Source organism: Actinoplanes sp. NPDC051470 (genome assembly GCF_040682035.1).
GTDB lineage: Bacteria > Actinomycetota > Actinomycetes > Mycobacteriales > Micromonosporaceae > Actinoplanes.
In genome coordinates this window covers 552,451-572,265 of sequence record NZ_JBFBAA010000001.1, presented here as the reverse complement: position 1 = coordinate 572,265, position 19,815 = coordinate 552,451, and the positions used below count along the sequence as shown (strand labels likewise).

The 19,815-nt window shown below is 71.1% G+C and carries 17 protein-coding genes; 10 read left to right on the top strand and 7 right to left on the bottom strand.

Annotated elements, in window-relative coordinates; all coding sequences use genetic code 11:
* Nucleotides 1–6: 6 nt before the first annotated feature.
* The gene (locus AB0M54_RS02735) at nt 7–687 is read left to right on the top strand and encodes a DUF4272 domain-containing protein (protein WP_364313956.1); all 681 of its coding nucleotides are present in this window, start codon (nt 7–9) and stop codon (nt 685–687) included.
* Here the strand turns inward: AB0M54_RS02735 and AB0M54_RS02730 are convergent.
* The gene (locus AB0M54_RS02730; RefSeq protein ID WP_364468770.1) at nt 629–1,429 is read right to left on the bottom strand and encodes a methyltransferase domain-containing protein; all 801 of its coding nucleotides are present in this window, start codon (nt 1,427–1,429) and stop codon (nt 629–631) included. The two genes, AB0M54_RS02735 and AB0M54_RS02730, sit on opposite strands and share 59 nt — an antisense overlap.
* A gap of 62 nt (nt 1,430–1,491) precedes the next feature.
* On the opposite strand from AB0M54_RS02730, the gene AB0M54_RS02725 reads away from it, so the two are divergent.
* From AB0M54_RS02725 to AB0M54_RS02700, 6 genes are all read left to right on the top strand, one after another.
* Complete coding sequence (locus AB0M54_RS02725; protein WP_364313959.1) at nt 1,492–2,568, top strand: adenosine deaminase; 1,077 nt, start codon at nt 1,492–1,494, stop codon at nt 2,566–2,568.
* 449 nt (nt 2,569–3,017) lie between these two features.
* On the top strand, nt 3,018–6,518 hold the full coding sequence (locus AB0M54_RS02720; RefSeq protein ID WP_364468768.1) for a sensor histidine kinase: 3,501 nt from the start codon (nt 3,018–3,020) through the stop codon (nt 6,516–6,518).
* On the top strand, nt 6,515–6,919 hold the full coding sequence (locus AB0M54_RS02715) for a roadblock/LC7 domain-containing protein (protein WP_067706828.1): 405 nt from the start codon (nt 6,515–6,517) through the stop codon (nt 6,917–6,919). Before AB0M54_RS02720 ends, AB0M54_RS02715 begins: the two co-directional genes overlap by 4 nt.
* Nucleotides 6,920–7,016: 97 nt before the next feature.
* Complete coding sequence (locus AB0M54_RS02710; protein ID WP_364317051.1) at nt 7,017–7,397, top strand: DUF742 domain-containing protein; 381 nt, start codon at nt 7,017–7,019, stop codon at nt 7,395–7,397.
* Nucleotides 7,378–7,986, top strand: coding sequence for an ATP/GTP-binding protein (locus AB0M54_RS02705; protein ID WP_364313963.1), 609 nt, complete (start codon nt 7,378–7,380; stop codon nt 7,984–7,986). The genes AB0M54_RS02710 and AB0M54_RS02705 overlap by 20 nt, the downstream gene beginning before the upstream one ends.
* 205 nt (nt 7,987–8,191) lie before the next feature.
* Entirely contained in the window at nt 8,192–8,710 is a 519-nt protein-coding gene (locus tag AB0M54_RS02700; protein ID WP_364468766.1) for a GNAT family N-acetyltransferase, read from the top strand.
* Nucleotides 8,711–8,729: 19 nt separating this feature from the next.
* On the opposite strand, the gene AB0M54_RS02695 is transcribed toward AB0M54_RS02700, so the two are convergent.
* The 6 genes from AB0M54_RS02695 to deoC form a co-directional block, all read right to left on the bottom strand.
* Nucleotides 8,730–10,163: a methionine--tRNA ligase gene (locus AB0M54_RS02695; RefSeq protein WP_364468764.1), complete on the bottom strand. Its 1,434-nt coding sequence runs from the start codon at nt 10,161–10,163 to the stop codon at nt 8,730–8,732.
* A 164-nt stretch (nt 10,164–10,327) separates the two neighbouring features.
* Entirely contained in the window at nt 10,328–12,523 is a 2,196-nt protein-coding gene (locus tag AB0M54_RS02690) for a transposase (protein ID WP_364468762.1), read from the bottom strand.
* A 34-nt stretch (nt 12,524–12,557) separates the two neighbouring features.
* Nucleotides 12,558–13,421, bottom strand: coding sequence for a DNA primase (locus AB0M54_RS02685; protein ID WP_364313972.1), 864 nt, complete (start codon nt 13,419–13,421; stop codon nt 12,558–12,560).
* 137 nt (nt 13,422–13,558) lie between these two features.
* Nucleotides 13,559–14,368, bottom strand: a complete 810-nt coding sequence (locus tag AB0M54_RS02680) for an aldehyde dehydrogenase family protein (protein WP_364468760.1) — start codon at nt 14,366–14,368, stop codon at nt 13,559–13,561.
* Nucleotides 14,361–15,785: an aldehyde dehydrogenase family protein gene (locus tag AB0M54_RS02675; RefSeq protein ID WP_364468758.1), complete on the bottom strand. Its 1,425-nt coding sequence runs from the start codon at nt 15,783–15,785 to the stop codon at nt 14,361–14,363. Before AB0M54_RS02675 ends, AB0M54_RS02680 begins: the two co-directional genes overlap by 8 nt.
* Nucleotides 15,786–15,787: 2 nt before the next feature.
* Nucleotides 15,788–16,714: a deoxyribose-phosphate aldolase gene (gene deoC / locus AB0M54_RS02670; protein ID WP_364313980.1), complete on the bottom strand. Its 927-nt coding sequence runs from the start codon at nt 16,712–16,714 to the stop codon at nt 15,788–15,790.
* A gap of 63 nt (nt 16,715–16,777) precedes the next feature.
* On the opposite strand from deoC, the gene upp reads away from it, so the two are divergent.
* The 3 genes from upp (at nt 16,778) to AB0M54_RS02655 (ending at nt 19,811) form a co-directional block, all read left to right on the top strand.
* Nucleotides 16,778–17,410 carry a uracil phosphoribosyltransferase gene (gene upp / locus AB0M54_RS02665; RefSeq protein ID WP_364313982.1) on the top strand — a complete coding sequence of 211 codons (633 nt, stop codon included), beginning with the start codon at nt 16,778–16,780 and terminating at the stop codon, nt 17,408–17,410.
* Between the two features lie 296 nt (nt 17,411–17,706).
* Nucleotides 17,707–18,813: a DegT/DnrJ/EryC1/StrS family aminotransferase gene (locus AB0M54_RS02660; protein WP_364313984.1), complete on the top strand. Its 1,107-nt coding sequence runs from the start codon at nt 17,707–17,709 to the stop codon at nt 18,811–18,813.
* The gene (locus tag AB0M54_RS02655; RefSeq protein WP_364313986.1) at nt 18,810–19,811 is read left to right on the top strand and encodes a Gfo/Idh/MocA family oxidoreductase; all 1,002 of its coding nucleotides are present in this window, start codon (nt 18,810–18,812) and stop codon (nt 19,809–19,811) included. Before AB0M54_RS02660 ends, AB0M54_RS02655 begins: the two co-directional genes overlap by 4 nt.
* Nucleotides 19,812–19,815 lie beyond the last annotated feature (4 nt).

The following is a 19,815-nucleotide window of genomic DNA, read 5'->3' as shown; positions in this document are numbered from 1 at the left end:
CCACCGATGAACAAGGCCGCACCCGACCCCCGAGCGGTACGCAAGGCCAGCCTGGACGAGGTCGACCGCCTCGGACTCGAGCTACCGCCGGCCGGCTTCCCCCTGGTCTGGGAACCCGGCGACTCCGTCGAGCTGCGCCCGACCGCCGAGATCGAGGCCCGCGCGGCGGTGCTGCACGTGGTGGTGGCCCGCTGCTTCGGGATGCCCACCGAGGCCGCCATGCACTGGCTGCTCGGCTCGCACCTGGTCGAACAGGTCACCCCGCCGGAGTGGGAGTTCGTGATCGGCGCCAAGGGCGACCACCGGTCGTTCGTGCTGCACCACGACGCGGTGTTCGCGCTGTCCTGGCTGCTCGGCCTGGCCCGGCACCTGGACCCGACGGCGCCGCCCGAGGACCGGCTGATGCAGCAGATGCCCGACCTGCCCAGCGGGGAGGCCTTCGACAGCTGGCGGTCGCGGTCGCTGATGTCGCCGCGTGACCCGATCGAGGCGGCCGTGCTGCTCGATCTCTACTACTGCCTGGACTGGGCGTTCCAGGACGCCGAACAGAACGGGCGGCCGCTGCCGGGCGACATCAACGGCAACGCGATCGGGCAGCGGCGGTGGGCTCTCGAATGGGCGGTGGTGTTCACCGGTCCGTTCCACGAGCGGCCGCCGGACTGGGAAGAGGTCGATCTGAGCGTCTGAACACGGTGACGTCGACGGCCGCGGTCACCGTTCCGCCGTCCGGGTCGGCCGACACGTGCCGGGCGCTCGGCGTCATGTCGATCAGCGTGCGCACCTCGGCGCCGGTCAGGGTGAGGCGGCGACGGACCGTCGTGACGGATTCCGGCGCGAAGGCGGACAGCGTTTCGGCCAGCCGCTCCCGTTTGGCCGGGTCGACCGACAGCAGGCCATGCTCCGCGACCAGCTCGTGCAGATGGTCGGCGGCCGGGGTCACCACCAGCAGGATCCCGCCGGGCGGCAGCAGCCGGGCGAACTCCGGGCCGTTGCGCGGCGCGAAGACGTTCACGATCAGATCGGCCCGGGCCACCGGCAGCGGCTGCCAGAGGTCGGCGAGCACCGCGGCGGCGCGGGGGTGCGCCCTGGCCGCGCGGCGCAGCGCCGGCTTCGAGACGTCGACCGCCAGCCCGGTGGCCTGCGGGTGCCGGTCCAGCAGGGCGGCGAGGTACCAGCCGGTGCCGGCGCCGGCGTCCAGGACGAGGCCGTCGACCACCGGAGCCGCGTCGGTGAGCGCCGCCCGGATGAAGTCGTAGTGGCCGGCCGCCAGGAAGGCGTCGCGGGCCTCGATCATCGGGGCGGAGTCGCCCTCGTGCGGCATCCGGCCACGCGTCAGGTTGGCGTACCCCTGCTTGGCGATGTCGAAAGCGTGACCCCGCGGACAGCGCAGGGTGCGCTCGGCGCCGTGACCCAACGTGTCGTCGCACACAGGGCACCGCAGGTACGGCAATGCGCCGTCCAACACTCGCCCCACCCCCGTAAAGTCATCGGATGGCCATCTCGCACGCCGACATCCTCAAGGCACCCAAGGCGCTGCTGCACGACCACCTGGATGGTGGTCTGCGTCCCGCGACCATCGTCGAGCTCGCCGGGGCCGTCGGGCACGCCCTGCCCGAGACCGACCCGGAACGACTGGGCGCGTGGTTCGCCGCCGCGGCCGACTCGGGGTCGCTGGAACGCTACCTGGAGACCTTCGCGCACACCGTCGCGGTGATGCAGACCGAGGAGGCGCTGCACCGGGTGGCCCGCGAGTGCGCGCTCGACCTGGCCGCCGACGGGGTGGTCTACGCCGAGGTGCGTTATGCCCCGGAACTTCACCTGGAGCGCGACCTGAGCCTCGATCAGGTGGTCGAGGCGGTGCTGGCCGGGTTCCGGGACGGCACGGCCGAGGCGGCCGCCGAGGGCCGGCAGATCCGGGTCGGCGCGCTGCTCACCGCGATGCGCCACGCCGCCCGCTCGCAGGAGATCGCCGAGCTGGCGGTGCGTTACCGCGACGGCGGCGTGGTCGGCTTCGACATCGCCGGCGCCGAGGCCGGTTACCCGCCCACCCGGCACCTGGACGCGTTCGAGTACCTGCAGCGGGAGAACTTCCACTTCACCATCCACGCCGGCGAGGCCTTCGGCCTGCCGTCGATCTGGCAGGCCCTCCAGTGGTGCGGCGCCGACCGGCTCGGTCACGGTGTGCGCATCGTCGACGACATCACGGGTACGAGCAACGACCCGATCCTGGGCCGGCTGTCCGCGTACGTCCGCGACAAGCGCATCCCGCTGGAGCTCTGTCCGTCGTCGAACGTGCAGACCGGCGCCGCGCCGTCGATCGCCGAGCACCCGATCGGGCTGCTGCGCGACCTCCAGTTCCGGGTCACCGTGAACACCGACAACCGGCTGATGAGCGGCACCACCCTCTCCCGCGAGATGGCACTGTGCGTCGAGGCGTTCGGCTGGGGCTGGGCCGATCTGCAGTGGCTGACGGTGAACGCGCTCAAGTCGTCGTTCATCCCGTTCGACGAGCGGCTCGCCATCATCACCGATGTGATCAAGCCCGCCTACGCCAAGTTGCTGGGCTGAAACCGAGAAATTTTCGCGCATGGCGGAATGCGCGATCCGGGGTTGCCGAAAACTGACCGTTTCGGTCATCGGAATCAACCTTTCGGACAGACTGGTGTCTACAAAAGCTGCAAAATGCGGCAACTCACCTTGCCGTATCCCGGCCGCCGAGCAATCGTCTGTCCTGCCACGATCCGAGAGGATCAAGTACGACCGGTGCGCGTAATCCCCCGCGCCGCATCAGTCGTCCGGAGTGACAGTAAGAGACGTAGACATATACGAGCAGTGACGACGGACCCGGCGATGTGCAACCACTCGGGCGCAACATCGCATCACACAGCCGGTCCGGGTCCGGCTGCTCTTTCTCTTTGACACTCGTCGTGATGGAATCTCGGGGGCCCGACCCCCGTGTCGGCCGTGTGTGGGGTCCGGACGAGCCGACGACGGGCCCGAATCAGGAGGACGGTGACGTGAGCAAGCGCCCCAAGCCGGCGAACGGCGTCATGTCGCGTCTTCGACGGCCGGCCGGACGGCTGCGGGACCTTCCCATCTGGTCGAAGCTCGGCCTGATCATGCTGGTTCCCACGCTCGCGACGATCATCGTCGGCGTGAGCGGTCTGGTCGACCACATCGAAGAGGCGAGCAACGCCGAGCAGGCGCGCACCCTGGCCGTCCTGTCCCAGGCGTCAGGTGGACTGGTCGACCAGCTCCAGAACGAGCGGGCCTACGCGGTCATGATCGCCCGCACCATCGACACCAAGAGCAACAAGAACGACCCGGTGCGGCTCAAGGGCGTCCAGCTCTACCAGGCCGAACACCCCAAGGTCGACGCGGCCAAGGTGCCGTACGCGCAGCAGAAGGCCGCACTCGACCTGGAGGGCCAGGACAACGTCAACATCCTGCTCACCCGGCTCGACCGGAACCTGAGCGAACTTCCCGTGGTGCGCAGTGAGGTGGTCAACCTCAACCGCAACGAGAAGGACGTCGACGACACCTACGGCAACATCATCAATGACCTCCTGAACGTCCGCGACGTCTCCGCGCAGCTCGCGTCGGACACGACGCTGGGCGACCAGATGCGCACCGCCGCCGCGGTGGCCCGGATGAAGGAATTCATCGCTCAGACCCGCGACGTCGGCATCAAGATCGTCGACGAGAAGCGGCTGACCGTCGGGCTCCGCCGGCAGCTCGACCTGGCCGAGACCGGCCGGCTGCTCGCCTACAGCAACCTGGAGCAGGTCGGCACACCCCAGGAGCAGGCGTTCTACAACGGCACGGTGAGCGGCCCGGCCCAGCGCCAGGCGACCAACCTGATCGGGCCGCTGAGCGCCCTGCAGGGGGCGAACGCCGACCGGATCGACTTCACGCTCGACAACTGGGAGAAGGCGCTCCAGGGCTACAACGGCCTGTTCCGCCAGGTCGAGACCAAGTCCGACGCCGACATCGTGACCGCCGCGACCGGTCTGCGCGACGACGTGCAGCGCCGGGTGTTCATCGAGACCAGCGCGCTGCTCGGCATGCTGCTGCTGGCCATCCTGTTCGCCTGGCTGGTCGCCCGGTCGATGGCCCGCTCGCTGCGTGAGCTGCGCCAGGGCGCCCTGTCGGTGGCCCAGTACGGCCTCCCGCACGCGGTGAACCGGCTGCGTGACCCGTCGCTGTCCAGCTCACTGACCCCGGCCCAGATCGCCGACCAGGTGGCCGAGCCGCTGCCGGTCCGCAGCCGGGACGAGTTCGGGCAGGTGACCGAGGCGTTCAACGCGGTCCACCTGGAAGCGGTGCGGACCGCGGCCGAGCAGGCCGCCCTGCGGTCGTCCGTCGCGACCATGTTCGTCAACCTCGCCCGCCGTTCGCAGATCCTGGTCGACCGGCTCATCGGTCACCTCGACCGGCTGGAGCGTGGCGAGGAAGACCCGGACCGCCTGGCCGAGCTGTTCCAGCTCGACCACCTGGCCACCCGGATGCGTCGGAACGACGAGAACCTCCTGGTCCTCGCCGGCGCCGACTCGACCCGGGTCCAGCGCGAGCCGGCCGCCCTGATCGACGTGCTCCGTGCCGCGCAGTCCGAGGTCGAGCACTACACCCGCATCGAGTTCGGCACGGTCGACCGGGACATCGAGGTGGCCGCCCACGCGGTCAACGACATGGTCCACCTGGTCGCCGAGCTGTTCGACAACGCGACCGCGTTCTCCCCGCCGAACTCGACCGTGCTGGTCGAGGCCCGCCGCCTCGGCGACGGCGCCATCCTCTCGGTGGAAGACCGCGGCATCGGCATCAGCCACGAACAACTGCGCGACCTGAACGAGCGGCTGGCCAACCCACCGATGGTGGACGTGGCCGTCTCCCGGATGATGGGCCTCGTCGTGGTCGCCCGGCTGGCCAGCCGGCACACCGTCAAGGTCGAGCTCCGCCCGGCCGGCGCCGAACGCGGCACCGTGGCCGAGGTGGGCCTGCCGGTCAGCGTGCTGATCTCGTCGTCCGGGGCCGGTCGGCTCCCGTCGGCCCAGCCGCAGCCCCCGCAGCAGCCGACGTTCGGCGGCGACCCGGCCGTCACCCAGGCGCGTCCGGCCTTCCCCGAGCCCCTGGCTCTGGAGAGCGGCCGCGGCTCGGGTGGCTACCCCGGCGGCCGCCCGTTCGACCCGAACCCGCCGATGTCCAACGGTGGCATGCTCGGCACCGGCCGCAACGTGCCGGCCTGGTCCGACCTCACCGGTGCGTCCCCGACGGGCGGCCCGCCGATGGGTGCGCCGATGAGCGGCCCGCCGGCCAACAGCGGCGCCAACGGGACGAATGGCGCCAACGGGAACAACGGCTACCACGGTCCGCGCAGCAACGAGCCGATCCCGCCGATCCCGGGCCCGCAGGGCTTCGCCGGTCCGGACGGTCTGCCGCAGCGGCGCAACGGTGAGAGCTACCGTCCGGGTGCGGACGGCACCGACACGATGAACGGGTTCGGTCAGCCGACGATCCCGCGCCAGCTGCCGGCCAACCCGGAGAATCAGGGTGGGTTCGGCGGGTTCGGCGCGCCGCCGTCCTCCGGCCCACCGGCGCCACCGACCTCGGCCCCGCCGGTGCCGTCGGCGCCCCCGTTCGACCGTGGCCCGGCGAACCCGCCGAACACGCCCGACCCGAACGCGTACCCGCCGATCCAGGAGCCGGTCAACGGCGCCGGAGCACCACCGGCCTGGCCGCCGGTCGCGCCCGAGCGGGACAACCCCCCGCACGTGCCCGAGAGCCTGGCCGCCGCGCTCGACATGACGGCCGAACTGCCGCGCTACCGCCCCGAGAACCGCACCGCCAACCCGGCGCCACCGACCGACTCCGAGCGCGCGGTCGCGGCTCACGAGGCGGCCGCGGCCCAGGCGGCGGAGGCGCAGGCCACCGCGGCGGCCCAGATCGCCGCGGCCCAGGCCCGGCAGCAGGCCGGCGACGGCCAGGGCCAGTACGCCGACGAGACCATGGAGCTGCCGATCTTCCGGGAGCTCGAGTCGGCCTGGTTCACCACGGCCAAGCAGCCGGCTCAGCCCACCAACGACACGATCGTGTCGCAGCGGATCCCGACCGGCGAACCGACCCGCACGGTGCCCCAGCAGCCCCAACCGGCGCCGGTCGAGTCGCGCGACCTCGACCCGGTCGGCGCGGTCGCCGGCAACGGGGCAGCCAGCGGGAACAGCCCGTGGCAAACTGCGGCCGACGAGGGCTGGCAAGCAGCCCGGGCCGCTTCCGAAACTCCCGTCGAGGCCACCACCGGGGCGGGACTGCCGAAGCGTAAGCCGATGGCACAACTGGTCCCAGGCGGCGTCGATCGGGCGGAGACTTCCACCCAGCGTCGCACTCCCGAGGCGGTTCGTGGTCTGCTGTCCGCGTACCACCGCGGCGTGCAGCGTGGTCGCAGCAACGGACAACCGACCAACCCGGAGGGCAATCCGGGCGGGCAGCAGTCTTTCCAGGCTGGCAAGGAGCATGAGGCATGACATCAACGCAGGATCTTGGTTGGCTGCTGGCCAACTTCGCCGACCGCGTTCCCGGGGTCGCCCACGCGATCGCGGTCTCAGCCGACGGTCTGCTCCTGGCGTCCTCGCGGGACCTCCCGCGGGACCGGGCGGATCAGCTGGCGGCGATCGCCTCCGGCCTGGTCAGCCTGACTCAGGGCGCGGCTCGGTGTTTCGAGGGCGGCGCCGTGCTGCAGACGGTCGTCGAGATGGACAACGGGTTCCTTTTCCTGATGTCGATCTCCGACGGTTCGTCGTTCGCGGTACTCGCGGCGCGCAGCTGTGACGTCGGTCAGGTGGGCTACGAGATGGCCCTTCTGGTCGACCGGGTGGGCGAGGCCCTGACACCGGCTCCGCGGTCCGCGGCCGGCGTGCTCGGCTGAAAGGGCATGCCGCCGGAACTGTTGGCGGTTGTCCAAATGATGAAAGACAAGAGACACTTTGACAGGGCTGAGCATGGGGTGGAGGTGAGCGGTGACGATGGCCGAACGCGATGAGCCAACCGGCGCGCTGGTAAGGCCGTACGCCGTGACCCGTGGCCGTACCCGGCCCAAGCTCGAGATAGCGCTCGAAGCGCTCGTGGAGACCACCGTCCGAGGCCGTTCGGGTGGTGGCCGTCAATCCGGCGGCGGAAGCGAGCACCAATACATAGCAGCGATGTGTGACGGCGGCAGAGTTCAGTCGCTGGCGGAGATCGCGGCACGCATGCAACTGCCGCTCGGCGTGGCTCGGGTGATCGTCGCGGACATGGCCTCGGACGGCCTGGTCGCGGTGTATGAGCCGACGTCATTGGAAGACGAGACCGATGCGGTGGGCACGGAACTGCTGGAGAGGGTGCTGAGTGGACTTCGCAGGCTCTGACACGTCGCGTCGCCCGAGTTCAGGGCGCGTCACATCGGCGAAGATTGTCATCGCCGGTGGGTTCGGCGTCGGTAAGACGACGCTGGTGGGGTCCGTCTCCGAGATCACCCCACTGACCACCGAGGCGATCATGACCTCAGCCGGCGTGGGTGTCGACGACAACCGGCAGGTGCCGGGTAAGACGACGACCACGGTGGCGATGGACTTCGGCCGGATCAGCATCGACCGGGACCTGATCCTCTATCTGTTCGGCACGCCCGGACAGACGCGGTTCTGGTTCATGTGGGATGAGCTGGTCCGCGGTGCGATCGGTGCGGTCGTCATGGTGGACACCCGCCGGTTGGCGGACTGCTTCGCCGCGATCGACTTCTTCGAGCATCGACGGCTGCCGTACCTCGTCGCCATAAACTGCTTCGACGGTATGCAGTACCACAACGCCCAGGATGTCCGCGACGCGCTGGCCATCTCGAGCGATGTGCCGGTGGTCAGCTGCGACGCGCGTAACCGCGAGTCGACCAAGAACGTGCTGATCTCGCTCGTCGAGTACGTGCTGACGATGCGCCGCTCGCGGGCGGTCGCGCCGGCCTGATCGGCTTGGTGATCACCCCGTTCGGCCCTGGTGCCGAGCGGGGTTTTCGCGTGGGCTGAGTTGGCTGGTCGTCGCTTCGCTCCTCCGGCATTTCGCCCCGAGTAGCTGGCGGGCGAAATGCGTGGTGGTTGCGGTTGTGTGGCCGGGTGGGACTCGGTGCGCTTGGGCGCCCAGCTTGCGGGAGGCGGGGGTAGAGAGGGCTGGCGTGGCGCGTGAGGTTGTGCTCGAGACGGAGCGGCTGGTGCTGCGGCGCTGGCGGGTGGACGAGGCTGTGGTCCAGCGTGAGCTCTGGGCCGAGCGTGATCCACGCGTGCCGCCGCATCGGCGGATTGATGCGGATGGGCATCCTACGGTCGCGGAGATCGAGGAATGGATACGCGGCGACCGGACGTCGTCGCTCGGGTTGCCGGCCGTCGTGCGGAAGGCCGGTCGTGACGTCATCGGCTACTGCGGGTTGATCGACGGCGGCCACGGAACGGGCGAGGAGCCGGAGCTGGCGTTCGAGTTTCTGCGCCGGGTCTGGGGTCAGGGGTATGCGACCGAGGCCTCGTCGGCGGTTCTGGAATGGGCGAGATCGGCCGGGTACGAACGTCTGTGGGCCACGGTCCGGGATTGGAACGTCGCCTCTCGCCGGGTGCTGGCCAAGATCGGGTTCGCCGAGACCGGGCGGGTGGAGGTGGACCCGGTGTTCGGAGACATGCTGTTCACCATGAGACGGCTCTAGGGGGCTTTCCGGGCGGAGGTCATGAAAGTCTGCGGAAGGCGGGGGTTGGGGTTCCGACCTGGGGGCCGCTGCCCAGCTGGGATTTGAGGCGGGTGGCGGCGTCGGGGAGGAACGGGGTCAGCTCGGTGGCTATACGGCGGCAGGTGGCGACGACGGTGGCCAGGGTGGTGTCGAAGGACGGCGGGAGTTCCCAGGGGCGGCGGTAGTCGAGGTAGCGGTTGGCGGTGGTCACGGCCTCGCGGATCGCGCCCGTGGCGGCGCGCAGGTCGAAGGCCGCCACGGCTCGGTCGATCGTGGCCGGCAGGTCGGGGGAGAGTGCTTCGGGCGTACCGGGGAGAAGGCCTTGGCGGTGTCGGTGTGCCAGCGTGAGGGTGCGGTTGACCAGGTTGCCGAGGCCGTTGGCCAGGTCCTGGTCGGCCCGGCGGATCAGGCGGGACTCGGTGAAATCGGTGTCGCCCAGCGGCGCTACCTCGCTCAGCAGCCACCAGCGCAGGGCGTCGGGGCCGTAGCGGGTGGCCAGGTCAACCGGATCGACGGCGTGGCCGGCCGACTTCGAGAGCTTGGCGCCGTCGACGGTCAGGTAGTCGTGGACCAGGATGCGGTCGGGCCGCGGGCGGCCGGCCGACAGCAGCAACGCCGGCCAATAGACCGCGTGGAAGCGGGTGATGCCCTTGCCGATGACGTGGGTGCGCTCCACCGAGCCGGCGGCCCACCAGCGGTCGTAGTCGGCGCCCTCCAGCGCGGTCAGATAGTTGGCCAGGGCGTCCCACCACACGTAGATGATCTGGCCGGGGTCGTCCGGCACGGGAATGCCCCAGCCGCCCGCCCGGGACGCCGGCCGGGAGACGCTGAGGTCGGCCAGCCCGGCCCGGACGAAGGCCAGCACCTCCTCGCGGCGGGCCGCCGGCTCGACCGACAGGGCGCCGGACTCCAGCAGGGCGAGGATCTGCTCCTGGTAGCGGGACAGCCGGAAGAACCAGTTCCGCTCGGTCACCGGCGTCGGTGCCACCCCGTGCTCGGGGCAGCGCCCGTCAACCAGCTCGGCAGCCGCCCAGAACTGCTCACAGCCGCCGCAGTAGAGCCCGCGGTACTCGCGGAGGTAGAAGTCGCCCCGCGCGGCGCAGGCGCGCCACAGGGCGGTCACGCCGGAACGGTGGCGCTCGTCGGCGCTGGTCCGGATGAAGTCGTCGAACGACAGCGACAGGGGTCCGCGCAGATCGCGGAATCGGGCGGCGTTGCGGTCCACGAACTCGGCGACCGGCACCCCGGCCGCGCGGGCGGCGGTCACGTTCTTGAGCGCGTTGTCGTCGGTGCCGGTCAGGAAGCGGGCCGGCCGGCCGCGCAACCGGGCGTGCCGGGCCAGCACGTCGGCCTGCACCAGTTCGAGGGCGTGGCCCAGATGGGGCGGAGCGTTGACGTACGGAATGGCCGTCGTGACATAGAGGCTGGTCATGATCTCCTCCGCGGAAGGAAGTCCCGTCGGAGGAGCGGACCGACCCCCGGACGGGGGTCTGGTCGGTGTCAGCGCACGACGAAAGGCCCCATGGTGGGGCGCATCATCAGGTCGGTACGCATGGCCGGAATGCTGGCACGTGCCCTGAGGCACATGCCAGCCATTTAGTTCCGGTAGCCGGCGCTGTTGCGGTAGTCGTCGGCGGGCTGGCCGTCGCGGGAGAAGTCCCAGCCGCCGGCCGACTCGCGGCCGGGCCGGCCGCCGATCGCGTAGCCGCCGATCTCCTGCCCGCGACGCCAGCCGCGGAAGTAGCCGGTGGTGTGGGCCGCGATGGACGCCGCGTCGCGGACGATCCGCTGCGGCTGCTCCTCGCGCAGCGGCGAACCCGGCACCAGGTTGGCCTGAGGCACCCGCTTGGGCAGCCCAGCCGTGGTCTGTGCGGCCACCGCCGGCGTCGCCGCCTTGGCCGCGGCCTTCCAGCCGGTGTCGTTCGGGTTGGTCCAGTCGAGGTCGGCCGGCTCGTCGCTCTGGCCGGTGAACCAGGCCGACCGGGCCGCCGCGAAGATCAGCAGGTCGCCGTCGCCCTCGGCGGAGACGGGCGGCGTGAGGCTGCGGTCGAGCGCGGTCAGCGTGGTGCGCCGAGCGGTGCGGCCGTTGCCATTGCCATTGGCATTGGCCCGCGCGGTGTCGACCAGGCTCAACCGGGGCGGCTCGGTGACCGCGGTGACGTCGGCGGGCACGTTGGCCAGCCCGCTCAGCGACGACTCGACCAGGCGCAGCGCCGGCGGCTCCTTGGGCATGTCCTGCCACGGCGGACGGACCCGGCCCTCGGTGGCGCCGTTGCCGTTCGACGCGGCCGGCGGCTGCGCGGCGTTGTCGTCGCTGGTGTTCATCAGCGGCCAGTTGGCCCGGGAGCCGGGCGGAGGCGCGTCGGCCGCGCGCGGCTGGGCCGGCATCGGCAGCGAGTAGTCGGTGGCGCCGTTGGCCGCGGGCCGGGCCCGTTGCCGCTCGGCGCGCGCCTTGCTCATCGCCGCGTCGGTCAGCGTGGGCCGGAACTCGCGGCCGGACTCGGCCGGGGAGACCGGCCGGGCGCCGGGTGTGATCGGGGTCATCCCGGGCGGAGGCGGGGGCACGGACACCGGACGGTTGCCCGGGGTCGGTTGGGTCGGCAGGTTCGCGGCAGCCGGCATCGGCGCCGTGGGGCGGCCGGACAGCGGCGCGGGCGCCATCGGCGGCGGCGTGATCGGGGCGGGCGCGACCGGCGGCGCCGTGAGCGGGTGGGGCGTGACCAGGCCGTTGCCGAGCGCGGGCTCGGGACGGTTACGGCGCGGCAGGCGGGTGCCGGTGTCGGACGGCCGGGTCATCCGGGTGCCGGTGTCGGCCGGGCGGGTCGGAGCGGCCGCGGGCTCGGGCGCGCGGCGGGCCCCGGCGGACCGGCGGGTGCTGGTCGCGGGCGGGGTGACCCGGGCCGCGAGCGTGCCGATCAGCGACTCGCAGGCGTTGTCGGAGCACCGGACCGCGCCGATGGCCTGGCGCACGGTGTCGGCCGCGGAGGGGGACAGCGACTTGTTGACGCCGCCCCGGCGCGGTGACTCGTTGATGGCCACCACGAGCGCGGTGACCGCGGCGGTGACCTGGTCGTCGGTGCCGGCGCCGGCCCGGGTGAGCTCGGTGGCGACCTCGAAGGCGGTCTGCTCGGCCTCGCCGCCACGGCCACCGAGGCGGCCGGGCTCGGGCAGGGCGTCGAGCACGGCCATGGCCAGCGGGTGGGCCGGGTCGGGGTACGCCCGGAGCGCCGCCGGGTAGAGCTCGCGGAGCACCTCACGCAGCGCCGACGCGGCGGCGTGGCGGCCGTTCAGCATCGCCACGTGAGCCGCCAGTATCGGCTTGTAGCTGGTCAGCTCGCGGGGCGCGGGCACCGTGGTGGCGGCGATCGCCCCGGCCTGGAGCGCGCGGGCCAGGCCGACGGCCCGGCGGGCGGCCGGCGCCGCCTGCATCTCTTCCACGGAGTCGTCGTCGGCGAACCGCTCGGCGTAGTCGTCGGTGGCGTCGTCGTCGGTCACGACCAGCGGACGCCCGGCGGCGGTGAGGAGGGACGTGACCATGTGGTCGTCACTGTCGGCAGCCACGGCGGCATCGGTGAACCCACTGGTCCGCTCCACGAGCAGCGAACCCAGCTGGGCATAGCCCGACGGGTCGTCGCTGATCTCGTGAAGCCCGAGCAGCCGTCCCGCGTCGTCCACCACGGCGATGGTCAGTGACGCGGTCGTTCCCGCTCGCACCGATTCATCTGCCGACGCCAGACCGCAGTACACGCGCACGAGCGCCACGGCGCGTCCTCCTCCCCGGACTCTGCTCATCTAGGACCAAACACTGATGGTCCCTGTTGAGGGGTCAGTCGCGCCAGTCCACAGCGGCAGAGATCTTCCCGATGATCGAGCGCCAGCCGAGACTTGCCTGTTGTGCCCCGATTTTCTTCAATCGGCGGCGGCCGAGATAACCGCCCATTCCGCCGGTCTCCGCCTTGCGCAGAGACTCATCGAGGTCGTCCAACGGTGAACCAGGCGCCAATGCCAAGATCACCGGCTTGAGCCGGAGGCCGTGACCCAGATCACGCGCCACCTCGCCCGCCGCGATCAGGAGCGGCAGGTCCCACGTGTCGTGTCCGCCGCGCAGGTTCTCGACGACCAGGTCCAGCTCGTACCGGTCCTCGGGCAGCGGGTCGATGTCGGTCGACTCTACCCGGTCGGCGACAGTGCTCCAGCTGTCCAACTGGGTCATATCGTGCGGAGCACCCGAACGAATGAAGCTGACCAGCGATTCCGGCGTCTTGAAGGTGAGCAACCGGCCGCGGTGGCTGAGGAAGATGGGAACTTCCTCGTCATCCGGCTCGGGCTCGTCGTCCTCGAAGTCGGCCGGGTCGGGCTCCTCGGCGTCGTCATCCGACTTGCCATCGGCCTTTTTCGTCTTGTCGTCGTCCTCGGCCAGCAGGGCCTGGAACTCTTCGTCGACGATGACCTCTTCTTCGGCGTCCTCGGCGGCGCGGGCCGCGGCGGCCCGCTCGCGGACCTCAAAGGGGTCGTCCTCGTCGATCTGGGTCTCGGTCGGCGTCAGCTCGGACGACTTCCGGTACGCCCGCAGGGTCAGACCCACGCCACCGGGCATCGCGATCTCCACCGGGGAGATGCGAACCTCGTCCCACAGCTCACGTCCGGACAGGCCGGCGGTGGCCTCGGACTCGTCGGACTGGGTGGCCACGGTGACCTCCGGGTGATTTTCGGGCGGACTATCAGGGTGACTCTGCGCACAGACACCCTAGTCGAGGTTCCAAAACCGGCTTACAGGGCGTCCGGATGCGCGGCCGAACGGCGAACTTCGATCTGGCCGAGCCGTACTCAGAAGCCCTTGGGGTGCCAGACCGTCTTCGTCTCGAGAAAAGCCGTCATCGGCCGCAGCCCGGGGTCGGCGGTGAAGTCGGGCTCACCGGCCGGGCGTAGCACCCGTTTGAGCGTGCCCCCGGCCGAGCGTTCCAGGTCGGCCGCCAGCTCGGGGTCGGTGACACCGGTCAGGTCGAGCCCGTTGACGTCGTCGTGCGACGCCAGCCAGGGCGCCACCTCGGCCGGGTCGCCGGTGAGAATGTTCACCACGCCGCCGGGCAGATCGGACGTGGCCAGCGTCTCGGCCAGGGTGATCGCCACCTGGGGGCCGGTGCTGACCACGACCGCGGTGTTGCCGGTGACGACGGCCGGCGCGACCACGCTGACCAGGCCGAGCAGCGACGGCGGGGCGACCACGCCGACCACCCCGGTGGGCTCGGGCGAGGACAGGTTGAAGAACGGGCCGGACACCGGGTTGGCGCTGCCGGTCACCTGGGCCAGCTTGTCGGCCCAGCCCGCGTACCAGACCAGCCGGTCGATGGCCGCGTTGAGCTCGTGGCCGGGTACGTCGAGGGTCTTGAACTCGCCCCGGCGGGCCTCCAGCATCTCGGCCGCGCGGTAGAGGATCTGCCCGCGGTTGTACGCGGTCGCGCCGGCCCAGCCGGGTTGTGCCTTGCGGGCCGCGACCACCGCGTCCCGAGCGTCCTTGCGGGAGGCGCGGGCCACGTTGTCGCCGTCCACGAGATCGGTCCGTCCTGACTCGCTCCGCGGGAACTTGCCGCCGATGAAGAGCTTGTACGTCTTCCGAACTTTCAACCGCTCAGACAAGGTACGCCTCCAGGCCGTGCCGGCCGCCCTCCCGGCCGTAGCCGGATTCCTTGTAGCCGCCGAACGGCGAGGCGGGGTCGAACTTGTTGAACGTGTTGGCCCAGACCACGCCGGCCCGCAACTTGTCGGCCACGGCGAGGATCCGGGACCCCTTCTCGGTCCAGATGCCGGCCGACAGCCCGTACGGCGTGTTGTTGGCCTTCTCGATCGCCTCGGCCGGGGTACGGAAGGTCAGCACCGAGAGCACCGGCCCGAAGATCTCCTCGCGGGCGACCCGGTGGGCCTGGGTGACGCCGGTGAAGATCGTCGGGGCGAACCAGAAGCCCCGGTCGGGCAGCTCACACGGCGGCGACCAGCGCTCGGCGCCCTCGGCGTCGCCGGCCTCGGCCAGCTCGGTGATCCGGGCCAGCTGGGCGGCCGAGTTGATCGCGCCGACGTCGGTGTTCTTGTCCAGCGGGTCGCCGACGCGCAGGGCGGCCATCCGGCGCTTGAGCGACACCATCAGCTCGTCGAACAGCGACTCCTGCACCAGCAGCCGCGACCCGGCGCAGCAGACGTGGCCCTGGTTGAAGAAGATGCCGTTGACGATGCCCTCGACGGCCTGGTCGACCGGCGCGTCGTCGAAGACGATGTTGGCCGCCTTGCCGCCCAGCTCCAGCGTGAGCCGCTTGCCGGTGCCGGCCACCGAGCGGGCGATCTGGCGGCCCACCTCGGTCGAGCCGGTGAAGGCGACCTTGTTCACATCCGGGTGTTCGACCAGGTAGCGGCCGGTGTCGCCGGCGCCGGTGACGATGTTCACCACGCCGGGCGGCAGGTCGGCCTGGCGGCAGACGTCGGCGAAGAACAGCGCCGACAGCGGCGTGGTCTCGGCCGGCTTGAGCACCACGGTGTTGCCGGTGGCCAGCGCGGGCGCGATCTTCCAGGCCAGCATGAGCAGCGGGAAGTTCCACGGGATGACCTGGCCGGCCACCCCGAGCGGGCGCGGCGACGGCCCGAAACCCGAGTAGTGGAGTTTGTCGGCCCAGCCCGCGTAGTAGAAGAAGTGGGCCGCGACCAGCGGGAGGTCGACGTCGCGGGACTCCTTGATCGGCTTGCCGTTGTCGAGCGACTCGAGCACGGCCAGCTCGCGGGACCGCTCCTGGATGATCCGGGCGATCCGGAAGAGGTATTTGGCCCGCTCGGCGCCGGGCCGGTCGGACCAGGCCGGGAAGGCTCGGCGGGCGGCGGCCACGGCCCGGTCGACGTCTTCCGGGCCGGCCAGCGCGACCTCGGCCAGCACCTCCTCGGAGGCCGGGTTCACGGTCTTGAAGCTGGCCTTGCCGGGGCCGAACTCGCCGTCGATGAACAGGCCGTACGACGGCTCGATGGTGACGATCGAGCGGGACTCGGGCGCGGGGGCGTAATCCAGGAAGGACATGATCAGTCCAGCGTGAAGTAGTCGGGGCCGGCGTAGTGGCCGGTGGTGAGCTTGGTGCGTTGCATGAGCAGGTCGTTGAGCAGCGACGACGCGCCGAACCGGAACCAGTCCGGGCTGAGCCAGTCGTCGCCGGCGGTCTCGGCCACCATGACCAGATACTTGATCGCGTCCTTGGTGGTCCGGATGCCGCCGGCGGGCTTGACGCCGACCTGGCGGCCGGTCTGCTCCCGGAAGTCGCGGACCGCCTCGAGCATGATCAGCGTGACCGGCGGGGTGGCGGCCACCGGCACCTTGCCGGTCGAGGTCTTGATGAAGTCGGCGCCGGCCCACATGGCCAGCCAGGAGGCGCGGCGGACGCTGTCGTACGTGCCCAGCTCGCCGGTCTCCAGAATGACCTTGAGATGGGCCGGGCCGCAGGCTTCCTTGACCGCCACGATCTCGTCGTAGACATGCCGGTAGTCGCCGGCCAGGAAGGCGCCCCGGCTGATCACCATGTCGATCTCGTCGGCGCCACCGGCCACCGCGTCGCGGGTGTCGGCCAGCTTGACCTCGAGCGGCGCCTGGCCGGACGGGAACGCCGTGGCCACGCTGGCCAGGTGGACGCCGGAGCCGCGGAGCACCTCGGCCACCGGCGGGACCATGGCCGGGTAGACACAGACCGCGGCGACCGGCGGGCAGGTCGGGTCGGCCGGGTCGGGCCGGACCGCCTTGGCCGCCAGCGCGCGCACCTTGCCGGTGGTGTCGGCGCCCTCGAGCGTGGTCAGGTCGACCATCCGGATGGCCAGGTCGATCGCCGCCGCCTTGCTGGTGGTCTTGATCGACCGGGTGCCCAGGGACGCCGCCCGCGCCTCGACGCCGACCTTGTCCACGCCGGGCAAACCGTGCAGAACTGAGCGTAACGACGCGGTCGGGTGGAGCGTGGCAGTCATGAGTCGGATGCTACGCGCTGGGCCTGCGGGCTGATCCGGTAAAGAACCAGTAGGTTGATCGCCGTGGACGTACTCGTGGTCGATCACCCGCTCGCCCTCTCCCGGCTCACCGCGATGCGCGCCGCCGAGACCGACAGCGGCGCCTTCCGCGCCGCGTTGCACGAGCTCACGACCATGCTGGTGTACGAAGCAGCGCGCTCCTTCGCGATCGAGAAGTTCCCGATCTCCACCCCGGTGGCGCCGACCGAGGGCGTCCGGCTGGCGAGCCCGCCGCTGATCGTCCCGGTGCTGCGCGCCGGCCTGGGCATGGCCGACTCGGCGCTGGCCCTGCTGCCCGAGTCGTCGATGGGGTTCGTGGGGCTGGCGCGCGACGAGGAGACCTTCGAGCCGCGGGCCTACATGGAGTCGCTGCCGGGCGACATGAGCGGCCTGCCCGCCCTGGTGCTCGACCCGATGCTGGCCACCGGCGGCTCGCTGGTGCACTGCTGCCGGCTGCTGGCCGACCGCGGCTGCGACGACATCATCATCTGCTGTGTGCTGGCCGCGCCCGAGGGCATCGCCAAGCTGGAGTCGTCGGGTCTGCCGCTGCGGTTGGTCACCGCGTCGATCGACGACGGACTGAACGAGAAGAAGTACATCGTCCCGGGGCTCGGTGACGCCGGCGACCGTCAGTTCGGCGGCATGCCGCGGTTCTGATTCGCTGAACTTTGCGGTAACGCGAGATTTCCGCGCGAAGTCGAGTTCGTCACATTCGCGCCCCCGGAACCGCGTTGACGTCCCCGTCCATTTCCCCTTTGCCGCCCCGGCCGTTGTAATAGCCGAAGTGGACGTCGCCGGCGAGCATCATCACCACGCTCCGTCGATCTCGCGACAACAGAAGGCCCCCGGTGGCCAGGACGGCTCACACCGTCGTCACCATGGGCCGTGGGCCTGGTGGGATGAGGTACTGTTCCCGCCGCCTGCGTATACCGACAGTCATTTGGAGGACGCCCATGTCCGGGCCTCAGGACGCCATCCCTCCCGCCAAGCCTGAGATCGGCGATGCCGAGATCGAGGCCGCCGTACGCGTGCTCCGCAGTGGCATGGTCGTGCAGGGTCCCGAGGTGGCCGCGTTCGAGCAGGAGTTCAGCCCCGTCGCGGGCGACGTGCACTGCGTCGCCGTGAACTCCGGCACGTCCGCCCTGCACCTGGCGCTGCTCGCGCTCGGCTTCGGTCCGGGCGACGAGATCATCGTGCCGTCCTTCTCGTTCGCCGCCACCGCCAACGCGGTGCGCCTGGTCGGCGCCGAGCCGATCTTCGCCGACATCGAGCCGGGATCGTTCAACCTCGACCCCGACGCGGTCGCCGCCGCGATCACCCCGCGCACCGTCGCGATCATGCCGGTCCACCTGTACGGCCACCCGGCCGCCATGGACCGCCTGGTGCCGCTGGCCCAGCAGCACGGCCTGGCCATCATCGAGGACGCGGCGCAGGCCCACGCCGCCGAGCTGAACGGCCAGAAGGTCGGCAGCTTCGGCGCCGCCGGCTGCTTCAGCTTCTACCCGACCAAGAACATGCACTCGCTCGAGGGCGGCATGATCACCACGCCCGACGCGGAGATCGCCCGTACCCTGCGGCTGCTGCGCAACCAGGGCATGGAGGCGCGCTACCAGAACGAGATCGTCGGCACCAACACGCGGCTCACCGACGTGGCCGCCGCGATCGGCCGGGTGCAGCTGGGCAAGCTGGCCGGCTGGACCGAGAAGCGCCGCGCCAACGCCGCCTACCTGGACGCCAACCTCCAGGGTGTCGTGGTGCCTCCGGTCGCCGCGGGCGCCAAGCACGTCTACCACCAGTACACGATCCGGGTGCAGGGTGACCGGGACGCGTTCCAGGCCGGGCTCAAGGAGCTGGGCATCGGCAACGCGGTCTACTACCCGATCCCGATCCACCGGTTGAAGCCGTTCCTTGACAAGGACGGCAATGTCGGCGACTGGAAGCTGCCCGAGACCGAGCGGGCCGCGGCCGAGGTCGTCTCGCTGCCGATCCACCCCAGCCTGACCCAGGAGCAGCTCGACCGCGTCGTCGAGGGCGTCAACACCGTGGCGGCCCGGGCATGAGCGGGACGGCGGGACTCCGCGCCGGCCTGATCGGCCTCGGCGCGATGGGGCGGAACCACGCCCGGGTGCTCAACCTGCTGGACGGCGTGGAGCTGGTCGGCATCCTCGACCCGGCCCCGAACGCGACCGGCCCGGCCGGCGTGCCGGTGGTGGCCGACCTCGACCAGCTGCTGGCTCTCAAGCTGGACTACGCGGTGGTGGCCTGCCCGACCGGTCTGCACGAGGAGATCGGTCTGCGGCTGGCCGCCGCGGGTGTGCACGCGCTGATCGAGAAGCCGCTGGCCCCCTCGGTGCAGGCGGCCACCAAGCTGGCCGAGGCCTTCGAGAAGGCCGGTCTGGTCGGCGCCGTCGGCCACATCGAGCGGTACAACCCGGCGCTGCAGAGCCTGCGGTCCCGCCTGGAGGCGGGCGAGCTCGGCGACATGTACCAGGTGGTCACCCGGCGGCAGGGCCCGTTCCCGGGCCGGATCGCCGACGTCGGCGTGGTGATGGACCTGGCCACGCACGACATCGACCTGACCGCGTGGGTCACCGGGCGTGACTACGCCAACGTCTCGGCCCGCACCGTCTCGCGCAGCGGCCGTCCGCACGAGGACATGGTCTCGGCGGTCGCCTCGCTCGGCGACGGCCTGATGGCGACCCACCTGGTGAACTGGCTCAGCCCGTTCAAGGAGCGGTCCACCGTGATCACCGGCGAGCGCGGCAGCTTCATCGCCGACACGCTCACCGCCGACCTGACCTTCTACGCCAACGGTGCCAACACCACCGAGTGGGAGGCCATCCGGGCGTTCCGGGGCGTCGCCGAGGGCGACATGGTCCGGTACGCGATCCCGAAGCGTGAGCCGCTGCTGGTCGAGCACGAGCGCTTCCGCGACGCGGTCGAGGGCAAGGAGAGCGATATCGTCACGCTGCGTCAAGGCACGCGTACGGTTGAGGTCGCCGAGGCCGTCCTCCGGTCCGCTGTGGACGGCGTCACGGTCGCTGTTCCGACACGGTAGAGTC

Coding starts and splice junctions, on each gene's coding strand:
- AB0M54_RS02735 (WP_364313956.1), top strand. CDS start 7: ATGAACAAGGCCGCACCCGACCCCCGAGCGGTACGCAAGGCCAGCCTG.
- AB0M54_RS02725 (WP_364313959.1), top strand. CDS start 1,492: ATGGCCATCTCGCACGCCGACATCCTCAAGGCACCCAAGGCGCTGCTG.
- AB0M54_RS02715 (WP_067706828.1), top strand. CDS start 6,515: ATGACATCAACGCAGGATCTTGGTTGGCTGCTGGCCAACTTCGCCGAC.
- AB0M54_RS02710 (WP_364317051.1), top strand. CDS start 7,017: ATGGCCGAACGCGATGAGCCAACCGGCGCGCTGGTAAGGCCGTACGCC.
- AB0M54_RS02695 (WP_364468764.1), bottom strand. CDS start 10,163: ATGACCAGCCTCTATGTCACGACGGCCATTCCGTACGTCAACGCTCCG.
- AB0M54_RS02690 (WP_364468762.1), bottom strand. CDS start 12,523: ATGAGCAGAGTCCGGGGAGGAGGACGCGCCGTGGCGCTCGTGCGCGTG.
- AB0M54_RS02675 (WP_364468758.1), bottom strand. CDS start 15,785: ATGTCCTTCCTGGATTACGCCCCCGCGCCCGAGTCCCGCTCGATCGTC.
- deoC (WP_364313980.1), bottom strand. CDS start 16,714: ATGACTGCCACGCTCCACCCGACCGCGTCGTTACGCTCAGTTCTGCAC.
- AB0M54_RS02660 (WP_364313984.1), top strand. CDS start 17,707: ATGTCCGGGCCTCAGGACGCCATCCCTCCCGCCAAGCCTGAGATCGGC.
- AB0M54_RS02655 (WP_364313986.1), top strand. CDS start 18,810: ATGAGCGGGACGGCGGGACTCCGCGCCGGCCTGATCGGCCTCGGCGCG.